This window comes from Cecembia sp., assembly GCF_007126775.1.
GTDB lineage: Bacteria > Bacteroidota > Bacteroidia > Cytophagales > Cyclobacteriaceae > Cecembia.
This window is the reverse complement of record NZ_SLAP01000017.1, coordinates 1-12,872: the sequence shown is the minus strand read 5'-3', so window position 1 is coordinate 12,872 and position 12,872 is coordinate 1. Positions and strand designations below refer to the sequence as shown.

Genomic DNA, 12,872 nt, shown 5'->3' with positions numbered 1-12,872 from the left:
TTCAGGCTAGCCTCAGGCATACCATCTTCTTCATTGGGCTCATTCGAAGTATAAGCATACATCTTCATTCGCCCGCTTTGAAGCTGGCATACCTGAGACTTTTTCAGCAAGCCCTATTTAGTTTTTTATCAAAAATTTATTTTTACTCCTCCGAAGATGACCAATCGCCCAAAATTGGAAGCTACATATTTAACTTCAGCAAAAGGGCTTAATTTTTCACTTACAATAAAGTTGGCCCCTGCCCCCAAGTTCAAACCTACATTGCTGCTTGAAGGTGAAAACCCACCTCCGAAAAAATTTGACCCCTCAAAAGAAACCGAAGTCCGCGTAAAGTTCAGCCCTCCCAAAGCATACACACCCATACTTTCATTTTGAAAGAAATAATAATTAGCATTTCCATTGAACTCAAGAAAATTCAGGCTGACCCCATCTTCCTTTTCTGGGAAATAATAAAAAAAGCTTGGTGCAATGCTCAATTTCTCCACGATCGGGAATTCGGCATTCACCCCTATTCCAATCTTATTTATATCCGTGCTGTAGCCTAAGAATAGGCCTCCGCTCCTATTGATCTGTGCCATTGATTGGAATCCTGCCAAGGTAAATAATGTGGTAATTATCAAGAATCTTTTCATAAGTTTGTTTTTTTGGTTATCAACTGGACACCACTGAATTTTTGATGCCCCTCATGCAAACAAAGTTCTGATTTCCATGACTGATTTAATATCAATGATGTACCAGGTAATCCCAATTCCGTAACATTAGGCCATTGAAAACAGCATTATTAGAGAACAATCCAGTTGTTAGATAAAAACCTGTATGAAAAATTTCTAATAGGTCATCAAAAAGTAGGCTTTAGGAAGCACTTTGAAAATCTTAGCATTCTTTGCCTTTATGATTGCTCAGGTACTCATTCGGAGTCATCTGATAAGTTTCTTTAAAGCATTTTATAAAATAGGAAGGTGAACTAAATCCTACCGCATATGCAATCTCAGAAATAGTTTCTCCTGATTTGTCCAATCTCTGTAAAGCCAACCTTAACCTTTGGTCCCTGATAAAAGCTGTGGTAGATAATCCGGTCAGCGCAGTTAATTTTCGATGTAACTGCATTCTGCTCATGCCTAATTTTTTACAGAAATCCTGAACGGAGAAATCTCCGTCAGCCAAATCATTATCCACAATAGTCTGAATTTTCTCTAAAAATTTTTCATCTGTTGAGCTTACTGCAATCTCATTGGGACTGACACTGATTTTTCCAGAGTACCTGACCCGGAGATTTCTTCTTAATTCAATCAGTTTTTGAATGCGGATAAGCATTTGCTGAACAGAAAACGGTTTAAGGATATAATCATCTGCCCCTACTTCCAAGCCTTTGATTTTAGCAGTTTCTTCGGATTTTGCAGTCAGTAATATGATAGGAATATGGGAAGTTTTTTCATCGTGCTTCAAAATTTTGCACACTTCAATACCATTTGTTTCAGGCATCATTACATCTGATATGACCAAATCAGGGATTTTTTTAAATGCCTTAAATATTCCTTCCTTTCCATCCTTGGCCTCTACCACATCATAGTAAAGACGCAGTTCATTACAAATAAACCTTCTGACTTCCTCATTGTCTTCAATTACAAGAATTAATGGGAGCTGCTCATTGAGCCCGTCATTTTTCTCCGAGAGAATCTGCGGAGTTTCTCTATAATCATTTTCCTCCACCTCTTCAGGTCTAAAGGCATATTTATCAACAGGTAAATGAACCCTAACCATAAAGGCGGCGGTTTTTTCATCAAAATCCACCGAAATTTGACCCTGATTCAAGTCCACGAGATCTTTAACCAAAGCCAGTCCGATACCAAAACCCACGGCATTAGCATCCGATTTATAAAACTTGTCAAATAAATGTTTGATCTCCTGTTGACTGTAAGTCTTGATACTGGTATTGGTCAACTCAAATTCCAAATGGTTTTGATCCAATTTTGACTTCAAAAAAATATCAGTTTGTGGTTTACCATATTTAATGGCATTCTGTAGCAGGTTGGTAATGATTTTTTCAATTTTATCCCCATCAAACCAAACTTCACTCATCAAGGGGATTTTTGGTTTGATCTTCATATTTTTCTCTGCTGCCTGATAAAAAAAATTAGATACAATCGATTGGAGCAAAAGACTGAGATTTCCCTTTCTGATCTTTAATTGATGTTTACCGGATTTTATCCTGGAAACTTCCAGTAATTGGTCCACAAGATTCAATAAGCGGGTGGACTGCTGTTTGATCAAATTAAGTTGGGATTTGAAGATGGGGTTATCAGAAGAATTGATCAAGCGCTCCACTGGACCTGAAATCAAAGTAAGCGGAGTACGGAATTCATGCGAAATATTGGTAAAAAGATTGGATTTGAATGCATCAATCTCGATCAAACGCAGGGCCTCATCTTCTTTTTGTCTCAGGCTTAATTGCATTTTCAAACGCCATTTTAAATACTGGTAGATCCCAAATATTGCTAAAACCGAAATCAAAATATAAAATACTTTAGCCCAGATGGTCAGGTACCATGGGGGTAGAATTTTAATTTTAAGGGTAACTGGTTCTTCATTCCAAATACCATCATAGTTGCTGGATTTAGCCATAAAGGTGTAGTCCCCAGGAGAAAGGTTGGTATACCTTGCCTGATGATTATTCCCATTGAATACCCAGTCTTCATCATGATTATCCAGTTTGTAAAGGAATTGATTTTTAGCAGGAGAGGAAAAAACCAAACTCGCCATATTGATAGTGATGGTATTTTCGAAATGTTTCAGCTTTAGATTTTCAGAAAAACCAATAGGTTTATTAAAAATAGAAATCTCTGTAATAGCAGTTTTAGGTTGGATGTCGTTTAAGGCAATGTCTGCGGCATTAAACCAATAAAACCCCTCCAAGCTGCCAAAATACAAAGTCCCATCTTTTGCCTTAAAGTAGGCCCCTGTATTGAACTCAGTTGCAAGCCCATCGTAATTGGAATAATTCGTGATTTGGTATTTTGTCTCTGGTCCATCGGACATTTCAATTTTTGTAATGCCTTTATTTGAACTTAACCAAAGATCCCCTTTTCTATCTGGAAGAATTCCATAAATCACATCATTAGAAAGTCCAGAATCAGTATTGATAATGGTCATTTCCTGACTTTTCAAATCCATTTTGTTCAATCCCGTTCCATTGGTTCCTATCCATAATTCGTCTTGCTTGGAAAGGTAAAGGGATTTGATATTGTTGCTGCTTATGGATTGGTTTTGGTTGGGATCATTCCTGAAATTTTGAAATTTCCCGGTTTTGAAATCAAATTTTGCTATTCCCTGATTTTCAGTTCCTATCCAATACTTACCATTACCCGCTTCAATAATCGTTCGGATATTATTATCAGGGATGCTGTTTGGATCTGATTCTATATGGGTGTATTGTTGAATCAAGCCTATTTCAGGATCGAATAACAGTAGTCCATTATTTCGGGTCCCTATCCAGAATCTTTCTTCGGAGTCTTTGAATATTTTCCAAATGGTGTTTCCTGGCATTTCCAATACAGAATTGGCATCGAAATGTTTAAGTTTTTCAGATACGATGTCCATGATACTCAGACCTTCATCCTGATAACCAATCCATAGTTTGCCTTTTTCATCACCCTGCAAACTCATTATCCGATTGCTCTTAATACTTTGAGGGTTCCTTTCCTGATGAATATATGTCTTCCAATTACCGGTTTTGGGATCAAAACGGGTCAATCCTTTTCCTGAAGTTCCCAGCCAAACATGCTCAAATTCATCCACATAAATAGCGCGTATCACATCAATATGAATATTCTCAGGAACCTGTTGATTATGAAAAAAATTAAATTTTTCCAGATAACTGTCATAAAAACTTAAGCCTGCCCCATCAGTACCAAACCAAAGCGTGCCTGTGTAATCTTCGAAAATACAAAGGATGTCATTGTAATGGATAGATCTGGGATTTTGCTTTGAATATTCAAAAAATTTTAAACCTTCACTATCTGTATCAATCAAAAGCGCACCCTTACCATAGGTTGCTACCCAAATCCTATCATGAGAATCTACAAAAACTTCCAAGACCATATCCGATTCTCCTCCCGAACCTTCCCAGTAGGGCGAAAAATGATAATTGCCGTCCAAATTGGGAGTACTTCTCCACAAGCCGCTATCCAAAGTACCTACCCAAATATTTCTGTTTTGGTCCACCTTGACACTGGACAGATACACTGCTTCACCGGGATTCCATAACAATTCATAATGTCGGGTCTCTATGTTCAGAATAGCCAGTGAATGTCTAAATACCAGCAGCAAATTTTCGGAATCATATTGACTTATGGATACAAATTCCAATTCGGGATCAGTCCAAATCATTTCTGCTTTATGAATTGCATCGTTCCATCGATATAGTTGACCAGATAAGGTTCCAAAAAGTATGTTGTTCTTTTCATCCTCATATAGACAATTGGCTGCTTTTATACCTGCTATTGCAAAAAACTCATTCTTTGTACGATCCAAGAGTTCTGGAATGGCTGTATCCGGAATGATCCAAATCCTATTTTGGGAGTCTGCCATTACTTTCCCAAGCAATAGTCTTTTTTCTTCTGTGACATCAGGAAACTTTTTATTGTAAACATAAAAATCAATGCCATCATATTTATTGAGTCCTTCCTGAGTGGCAATCCATAAAAACCCATCTTTGTCCTGTGAAATGGAAACTGCCGAATTTTGGGAAAGTCCTTCATTGACTGAAAGCTGCCTGAAACTAAGATCGCCTTGCCCGTATACATTGACACAGATTACATAAGACAGCAATTTGAAAAAAAGCCATATATAATTGTTATAAACTAATCTTAGCATTACTGGCTTCATCAAATTCCTAAACCCATGAACAGTCATTGATTTAAATTTAATAATTTATTTTGTATCAGATGTATTATTCGATTAAATTCATTGAATTTATAGCATTTTCAAAATGTTTTTCTGAAAATGTTACCCTGTTTATATTTTTGGTTACAGACCTCTTACCGATTATCAGTTTAGAAAACTAAATTTGATAGATAATTGGATGAAAAAAATAAAATCTCAAAATCCGAAAATCCAAAAGGCTTTATTACAGGGTACCAAAGATTGGATTACCCAAATACCTTAACCGAAAAAAAATGAAAAACCGAATTCTTTGTCGGGTATTCATATTGATTTTTCTATTCAATCTATTTTATTCCTGTACGGATAGAAAAAACAAAGATGTTCCCATTTCAAATCAGAAAGCCATCTCATTTCAAGATTTGGAAACGGGGGAGAAAATACTTGAAAATGAAATCCCTTATACCAAGGAAAACTTAGAACGCTTTGTTCCTGAAAAAATCGGCGATTTCTCGAGGACAAAGCTCATTTCGGGATACAAGGATGCTGCCAGCATGAATGGGATTTTAGGTGTTTACCAAAAGGACCTCAATAAAAGCAAATTGGTTACAATAGAAATTCTTGATGGCGCGGGGAATAACGGTTCTGTATTGTTACAGGCAGCTGAACAGCGACTAGATCTAGACTATGAAGAAAAATCAAATACAGGGTTTACCAAAATCTACAGAAGAAATCAAAACAAGGTAAGGGAAACCGAACGCAGCATAGAAAAATATGCAGAAATAGAATTTATCTACAATGAGAGATTTCTTTTCATTTTTAAAGGGCAAATGATGTCGGTTGTGGATCTTTGGGAATTTGTAAAACTCACTGAATTGGAATAAGATTAGAGGGGAACTTTGAAAGTTTGTAGTCTTAAATATCTCTTGAATCAAATCTACTCTATTTATAAACTCTTTTTCATCTTTTTTGAGAATGATACAAACTCACCATTATATCCTTATTGAAAGTGTAGATAAAGGGTAATGGATTTACGGCGTATTTCTGAGATCAGGTCCCTGAATCTTGGATCTGTGGTTTCCGGCCTGTAAAGATTCATCAGACCGTGGGAAAACCGTATTTCAGGTGAAAACTTAAAAAACTTGAAATACATATCAAAGCCTACCCCGAGGTCCACCGTGATATCCCTGCCGGTAGTCACAATACCTTCTATGTCTGCTTCTTCCTGATCCTTGGTCCTGAACATATAACTCCCACCTGCAGTGAAAAACATTCGACTGTTGTTAAAGCGCTGTGCCTTGTACTTGAAAATTAAGGGAAACTCAATCATTGTTGATTCAGACATCATCGTTTCTGATCTCCTTTGAGCCCCTTCTGTAGTTACCTGATCCCCTATGAAATTGACATCCGTCTGAAATTCATAAAAGCCGATTTTTGGTGTAAAAACGAGATTGAGTTGATCGTGAAGCCTAAGAATACCCAAAAAACCTAAAGAAAACCCAGAACTATATACCGGTACTATGCTCTCAATATTATTGCCATTGAGCTCAGGAAGCTCCAAAAAAGAATCACTGTATTTAAGTCTGAACGTGTTGGTATGTGCCGCAAGAAAAAACCCATAAGACAACAACCTGTCATCCTGACCCGCTTTGCTGATCTCTCCATACCTGGCCTGAGAAAAAGAGGCTAAGGGAATGATAAGGGCCAATAATGCAAGCAGGATTATTTTTCTCCCACATAAATGGAGCTGATGCCGAAAGTTAAGGGTTTGCATTGCGTATTTTTAAAGCCTACTTTTTCCAATATAGCAAGAAAATCTTTGCCATCTGGAAATACCTGTACCGATTCCGGTAAGTAGGTATAGGCGGAATTGTCCTTGGATATCAATTTTCCAATTTGAGGCAAAATATACTTGAAATAAAAATTATACAATTGCTTCATTGGAAATTTTTTGGGCTTGGAAAATTCTACTACCACGGTTTTTCCTCCTGGCTTCAATACCCTATACATATCCGCAAGACCTTTTTCCAGATTTTCAAAGTTTCTCACTCCAAATGAAACGATCACGGCATCAAACTTATTATCTTCAAACAATAACTTCTCCGAATCGCCCAACTGTAAGTCGATAATGTGATCAAGCTTCCGCTTTTTCATTTTTTTTCTGCCTTCTTCAAGCATCCCTTCTGAAATATCCACACCGATAATCTTATCGGGATTAAGGGCCAAAGCTTCAATGGCAAAATCCCCTGTGCCAGTGGCAATATCCAATATCAGCTTTGGCTGGTCTTTTTTGAGCAGTTTGACTGCTTTTTTCCTCCAAATGATATCAATCCCTAAACTCAAAAGGTGGTTCAAAAAGTCATACTTCTTGCTGATGTTATTGAACATCTCTGCTACCTGCTCCTTTTTCCCTTCCTGCTTTTCTTTGTATGGTACTACCGACATGGGCTTATTAATTTGTGCAATATTACTAAGTAAACCCGAGCATCTAAAAAATGTTGCAGATTATATGGCAATTTAGAACCTCTGAATTCTTTCAAATCCATTACCTTTGTAAAAAAAACAATGATCAAAAAAGCCAGTTTTGTAATCAGCAATACGGACTATAGGAAATGCCCTTCTCCTACGAAGCCAGAGTTTGCCTTCATTGGACGCTCCAACGTTGGGAAAAGCTCATTGGTGAATATGCTGACCAATAATAAAAATTTGGCCAAAACTTCAGGGAAACCTGGAAAAACACAGCTCATCAATCACTTTATCATAGATGACAAATGGTTCCTGGTCGACCTTCCGGGTTATGGATTTGCCAAAGTAAGCAAGAGCATCAAGTCTACTTGGGAAAAAATGATCAGTGACTATCTGACCAATAGAGAAAACCTCGTTGCCGTCAGTGTCCTGATAGACAGCAGACTGGAACCACAGTCAATTGATCTGGAGTTCATTACCTGGTGCGGGGAGAGAGAAATTCCCTTTGTGTTGATTTTTACCAAATCAGACAAACAAAGCAAAACCAAAACCAATGCCAATGTCAGGTATTTCCTGGATGCATGCCTGGATATTTTTGGGGACGAACCCCAATACTTTATCAGCTCTGCGCAAACCGGTGAAGGCAAGGAAGAGCTCTTGGCATTTATTGAAGCGGAAGTTTCGGAATATTACGATAGTCAACGTTAACTCTTGGCCTTTTTAAGGGAAATCCTATCTTTGCAGGCCTAAAACAATGCAGAAGATGAAGTTTAATGAAATAGCAACAGTTTCGGGAAAACCGGGACTATACAAAGTATTAAAGCCAACCAGAGGAGGTGTCATCCTGGAATCTCTGGATAGCAAAAAAAGCAAACTTGTGGTAGGTGCCAATCACCGCGTTTCCATCTTAGGAGAGATTTCTATGTATACCAATACTGAAGAAGGTGCCTCTCCTATTGAAGAAATCATGAAAAAAATCGATGTGGAATTTGATGGAGATTTGGGACTTGATGCAGATGCGGATGCCGATGAACTGAAAGCATTCCTCAGACACGTACTTCCTGATTATGATGAAACCAAAGTTTACCCATCAGATATTAAGAAATTGATCTCTTGGTACAGAATCATCAAATCTGAGACCCCTGATCTTCTAAAGAAAGAAACAGAAGGGGAAGGGGAAGAAAATCAGCCAGAATAAACTTACAGTGGAGCCAAAATCTCCACTTTTTTAATTTTTAAGCAGCATGTCGGAAATCATTAAAGCTTCCAAAGCTTACTTTGAAAAGGCCTTTGAACTACCGGTAATCAAGGAAGAATTGAGTGAAGAGGACTTGATTCAACTTATCCTTCCAACTGTCAAAAAAATGCTGGATAGGGATTTGGAAAGGCTCTTGAGCATCTGCTACAGGATTGACCTGGGAGAAAATAAATTGAAGAAAATACTCCATGAGTCCGCTCCTGAAAGCATGGCATATGAGCTCAGTTCAGCCCTGGTCAAACGCCAGATTCAGAAAATTGAAATCCGCCAAAAATACAAGCACCCATAAATGGAAAATCCGCGGTCAGGCTGGAAAACCTTTCCGCGGAACCCAATCAATCTGTACGCTTAATCTAGTTTATTTTTCCACAACAAGGGCCCTGTGCTTTTTAAGCATCGAAGCCGCCTGATTTACCATATCTATCGAACCAATATACAATGGCGTTCTCTGGTGCAAGGAGCTGGGCACAATATCAAGAATTCTATATTCACCATCAGTAGCTTTGGCACCTGCCTGTTCAGCAATAAAAGCCAATGCATTGGCTTCATAAAGTAACCTTAACTTTCCAGAGGGTGACTTGGGAGTGGCGGGATAGATATAGATACCTCCTTTTAATAAATTCCTGTGGAAATCGGCTACGAGGCTACCTATGTATCTGGCCCTGAATTCTTTGTTCTTACAAAAATCAATGTATGCTTTTAAACCTGGCTCAAATAGATTAAAAGTTCCTTCATTAATACTGTAAATCAGACCGTTTTTGGGAGCTTTCATGTCCGGATGTGACAGGAAAAACTCTCCTAGTGAAGCCTCGTAAGTAAATCCATTGACTCCATGACCCGTAGTATAAACAAGCATGGTAGAAGAGCCATACAGTACATATCCTGCGGCAACCTGCTGATTACCGGGCTGCATAATATCCTCCTGCTTTATAGGACTTCCCACTGGAGTCACCCTGCGGTAAATGGAAAATATGGTTCCAATGGAAATGTTCACATCAATATTGGAGGAACCATCCAAAGGATCAATAGCCACCACATATTTTCCTGAATTGTTTTGAAGGTCAATAACCTCATCATCCTCTTCAGAAACGATGGCACAAACCTCCCCTCCTTTTGTCAGGGCACGGGTAAAGCGGATATTGGCCACTACGTCCAACTTTTGTTGTTCTTCCCCTTGCACATTGGTATTGCCAAAAGCTCCGACTATATTGGCTAATCCTGCCCTATTCGTCTCCCGATTGACTATCTTTGCGGCAAGGGCAATGTCTCTGAGCAATTGGGAAAGTTCTCCGGAAGCAAATGGGAACTCATCCTGTTTCTTTTTAATAAAACGATCTAGCGTAACTCCTACTGAATAGGCTAACTTGGAATCGCTGGGTTTGTAATATTTGATTTTCATAAAATATTAGAAAAGTTATATTTGAGTTATTCCATATTGAAAATTACAACATAATTTCCTATGTTAAAAACTTTTGTTTTTAAATTTGGAGGAGCTTCTGTAAAAGATGCTGAATCCATCAAAAACCTATCAAGAATTTTATACAATCGATTGCGAAATCACACTGTAATTGTGGTTTCTGCTATGGGTAAGACTACCAATGCGCTTGAAGTTATACTGGAAAAAAAATTACTGGGAGAAGACTATTCTTTGAATATTACAAATTTAATGGGGTTTCATCTCGAGATTTGCAAAGATCTTTTTGATACTGCACATAGCATTCATTATCAAATAGAAAATCACTTCATCCAACTCTCCCGGGAACTACAGCAGGACTTAAACAGGGATAATTTTGACCAAATTTATGATGAGGTGATCGCCAACGGAGAGCTTTTAGCCACAAGAATCATTCAGGAATACCTTTGTACACAAAATATTTTTTGTTTATGGCAGGATGCAAGGGAACTCATACACAGCAATTCGGACTACCGCTTTGCAACAGTGGATTGGAAAATTACTTCTCAAAAAATTAAAAAACAGCTGGTGCCCCTTTTGGAAAAATTTCCTGTCGTAACACAGGGTTTTATAGCCAGGGAAAAGAATGGACGAACTACCACACTGGGAAGGGAAGGCTCTGATTTTTCTGCAGCCATCCTTGCTGCCTGCCTACATGCCAGGTCAGTAACCATCTGGAAAGACGTAGAAGGCGTTCTCAATGCTGATCCCAAAAGATTTCCAAATACCGTTAAATTTGATGAACTGGATTATCAGGAAGCTGCCGAACTCACTTATTATGGCGCATCAGTCATTCATCCCAAAACAATCAAACCCCTGGCCAACCTTTCTATTCCCCTTTATGTTAAATCTTTTTTAGAACCGCATAAATCCGGAACAATTATACATAAAGTACCTTATACCAATAGTATTCCCTGTATTGTAGTCAAAGATGAACAGGTTTTGGTCAGTTTTAAAGTAACGGACTTTTCTTTTATCGATGAAGGACATATCCATCAGGTATATGCTAACCTGAAACTGCTGAAACTAAAAGTCAATATGCTCCAGATATCTGCAATTAGCATATCCATTGTCATCGACAAGCAGCTTTTTAAACTTGAGAAATTAATTGAAATATTAAAAGAGCAATTTGAAATCCGGTACAATGAATCCCTTCAACTCCTTACTGTAAAAAACCATAATCCTGAAATAATTGAGGAACTGATGAAGCACAGGGAGGTATTTATGGAACAGGTTACAAGGTCCACATTTCAGATGGTGACCAAACCCTTACAGTAAACTATTCACGGTTTTCCTAATACCAGAAAGGTAGCTTTTACCAAACAATAACAAATGCACCAATAAAGGGTAAAGATTGTACACTGGCACTCTCAAATCAAATCCGGGTTCCAAAGGAAAAACCTCTTGATAAGCACGGTAGAATCTGTCATCAAAACCTCCAAATAACTGGGCAAAGGCCAAGTCCATCTCCCTGTGTCCAAAATAGACCGCAGGGTCTATGAATACTGCTGAACCCATTTCATTGCACATGATATTGCCGGACCAGAGGTCGCCATGGAGCAATGCAGGCTTCTCTTTAGGGAAAATTTCCTGCATCCGAGGATAAATGGATTGGAAGGTTTTATAAAAATCGAGATCGAGCAAGCCTTCATAATAGGCTTTACCAATCAAGGGTTCAAGCCTTTTTTCAACAAAAAAATCGCTCCAAGAAATCTGATTTGCATTGTCCTGAACAAGGGATGCGATATAATTATGGGTATCCAAGCCAAAACTTGGCCTGGTGGCCATGTGCATCTGTGCCAAACCCAAACCTAATTCTTCCCAATAACTTCTTTTGGCAGAACCGGAAAATATCCACTCCATCAATAAAAAATTTCTGTCTGCTATCCTTCCAACATGGTATACCTCAGGGATTTTTAACGGGGTATTCTCTTTCATCAACTCAAGTCCGGCAGCCTCTTTTTCAAAAATATCAAGATTCTGTTCAAAGTTTACCTTTAAAAAAAATCCTGAGTCAGCTGTCTCGATATAAATACCTTGATTGATATTACCAGCCGCAACCAGCCTGTTTTGAACTATTGATTCTTCCTTTCCCAAACTGATATAAAGCGCTTGCTCAATGAAACGCTGATCATCAAACATAGGTCCCCTCATGCTTTCTGAGATGCTCCAAAAAATGTTCTATTGCATCATTCAGGATTCCATAAACCTCTTCAAAACATTCGGATCCTCCATAATAAGGATCAGGAACTTCTAAAGAATCTGTCTCGGGCTGGAATTCACGGATCAAAAAAATGCGGTCGTGATTGATGTTGTGATTTTGAAGTAAAGTGCTGATGTTTTTTTTATTGGAGTTATCCATGGCAATCAGATAATCAAAATCCCTTAAATCTACCCTGTTAATCTGTCTTGCCCTATGTTGAATAGGAATCCCATATTTTGCCGCACAGTTTAGTGTACGTTCATCAGGCAATTCACCAATATGATAATCTGAAGTCCCACAACTGTCACTGCTGAATTTGTGAATCAGATTGGATTGGTTGATTTTATGATTGAAAATTGCTTCCGCAAGAGGAGACCTGCAAATATTTCCTAAACAAACAAACAGAACTTTAACTATTTCAATTACTCGGGCTTTCTCATTGACTTTACAAAGATACAAGATAAAAAAAAATTGACTCACATGGAAGGAGCAAACAAAACTTATTTTAAGTAGGAATCAAAAAAACATATCCAATGTTTGGACATGAAGATTAATTTAAAATAATATAGGTATTTTTTAAACATAAATTATTATTTATTTTTTTTTAATCAATT

The 12,872-nt window shown here is 38.0% G+C and carries 12 protein-coding genes; 5 read left to right on the top strand and 7 right to left on the bottom strand.

Features of this window, described 5'->3' with window-relative positions; genetic code table 11:
• Positions 1-128: 128 nt before the first annotated feature.
• Positions 129-632, bottom strand: a complete 504-nt coding sequence (locus tag QZT73_RS01305) for an outer membrane beta-barrel protein (protein WP_291784850.1) — start codon at positions 630-632, stop codon at positions 129-131.
• Between the two features lie 241 nt (positions 633-873).
• Positions 874-4,872: a two-component regulator propeller domain-containing protein gene (locus tag QZT73_RS01300; protein WP_291786217.1), complete on the bottom strand. Its 3,999-nt coding sequence runs from the start codon at positions 4,870-4,872 to the stop codon at positions 874-876.
• A 302-nt stretch (positions 4,873-5,174) separates the two neighbouring features.
• Here QZT73_RS01300 and QZT73_RS01295 point away from each other — a divergent pair, with 302 nt between their 5' ends.
• Entirely contained in the window at positions 5,175-5,762 is a 588-nt protein-coding gene (locus QZT73_RS01295; protein WP_291786216.1) for a hypothetical protein, read from the top strand.
• A gap of 116 nt (positions 5,763-5,878) precedes the next feature.
• On the opposite strand, the gene QZT73_RS01290 is transcribed toward QZT73_RS01295, so the two are convergent.
• Together QZT73_RS01290 and ubiE are read right to left on the bottom strand one after the other, a co-directional pair.
• A complete protein-coding gene (locus QZT73_RS01290) occupies positions 5,879-6,652 on the bottom strand; it encodes a porin family protein (RefSeq protein WP_291786214.1) in 774 nt (257 codons plus the stop codon).
• Complete coding sequence (gene ubiE, locus QZT73_RS01285) at positions 6,601-7,323, bottom strand: bifunctional demethylmenaquinone methyltransferase/2-methoxy-6-polyprenyl-1,4-benzoquinol methylase UbiE (protein ID WP_291786212.1); 723 nt, start codon at positions 7,321-7,323, stop codon at positions 6,601-6,603. The genes QZT73_RS01290 and ubiE overlap by 52 nt, the downstream gene beginning before the upstream one ends.
• A gap of 120 nt (positions 7,324-7,443) precedes the next feature.
• Between ubiE and yihA the strand changes: the two genes are divergently transcribed.
• From yihA to QZT73_RS01270, 3 genes are read left to right on the top strand one after another with little or no spacing between them, the layout of a single operon-like run.
• Positions 7,444-8,052 (top strand): ribosome biogenesis GTP-binding protein YihA/YsxC, encoded by a 609-nt coding sequence (gene yihA / locus QZT73_RS01280; RefSeq protein WP_291777577.1) that lies wholly within the window; start codon positions 7,444-7,446, stop codon positions 8,050-8,052.
• Positions 8,053-8,107: 55 nt separating this feature from the next.
• Positions 8,108-8,542: a DUF5606 domain-containing protein gene (locus QZT73_RS01275; RefSeq protein ID WP_291777580.1), complete on the top strand. Its 435-nt coding sequence runs from the start codon at positions 8,108-8,110 to the stop codon at positions 8,540-8,542.
• A gap of 46 nt (positions 8,543-8,588) precedes the next feature.
• Positions 8,589-8,891 carry a hypothetical protein gene (locus QZT73_RS01270; RefSeq protein WP_291786210.1) on the top strand — a complete coding sequence of 101 codons (303 nt, stop codon included), beginning with the start codon at positions 8,589-8,591 and terminating at the stop codon, positions 8,889-8,891.
• Positions 8,892-8,960: 69 nt separating this feature from the next.
• Here QZT73_RS01270 and fbp read toward each other — a convergent pair whose 3' ends face one another.
• Positions 8,961-10,001: a class 1 fructose-bisphosphatase gene (fbp, locus tag QZT73_RS01265; protein ID WP_291777586.1), complete on the bottom strand. Its 1,041-nt coding sequence runs from the start codon at positions 9,999-10,001 to the stop codon at positions 8,961-8,963.
• Positions 10,002-10,061: 60 nt separating this feature from the next.
• On the opposite strand from fbp, the gene QZT73_RS01260 reads away from it, so the two are divergent.
• Positions 10,062-11,333 (top strand): aspartate kinase, encoded by a 1,272-nt coding sequence (locus QZT73_RS01260; protein WP_291786209.1) that lies wholly within the window; start codon positions 10,062-10,064, stop codon positions 11,331-11,333.
• On the opposite strand, the gene QZT73_RS01255 is transcribed toward QZT73_RS01260, so the two are convergent.
• Both QZT73_RS01255 and QZT73_RS01250 read right to left on the bottom strand, forming a co-directional pair.
• Positions 11,325-12,209 (bottom strand): fructosamine kinase family protein, encoded by an 885-nt coding sequence (locus QZT73_RS01255; RefSeq protein WP_291786208.1) that lies wholly within the window; start codon positions 12,207-12,209, stop codon positions 11,325-11,327. The two genes, QZT73_RS01260 and QZT73_RS01255, sit on opposite strands and share 9 nt — an antisense overlap.
• Positions 12,190-12,675: a low molecular weight protein-tyrosine-phosphatase gene (locus QZT73_RS01250; protein ID WP_291777592.1), complete on the bottom strand. Its 486-nt coding sequence runs from the start codon at positions 12,673-12,675 to the stop codon at positions 12,190-12,192. The genes QZT73_RS01255 and QZT73_RS01250 overlap by 20 nt, the downstream gene beginning before the upstream one ends.
• Positions 12,676-12,872: the final 197 nt, after the last annotated feature.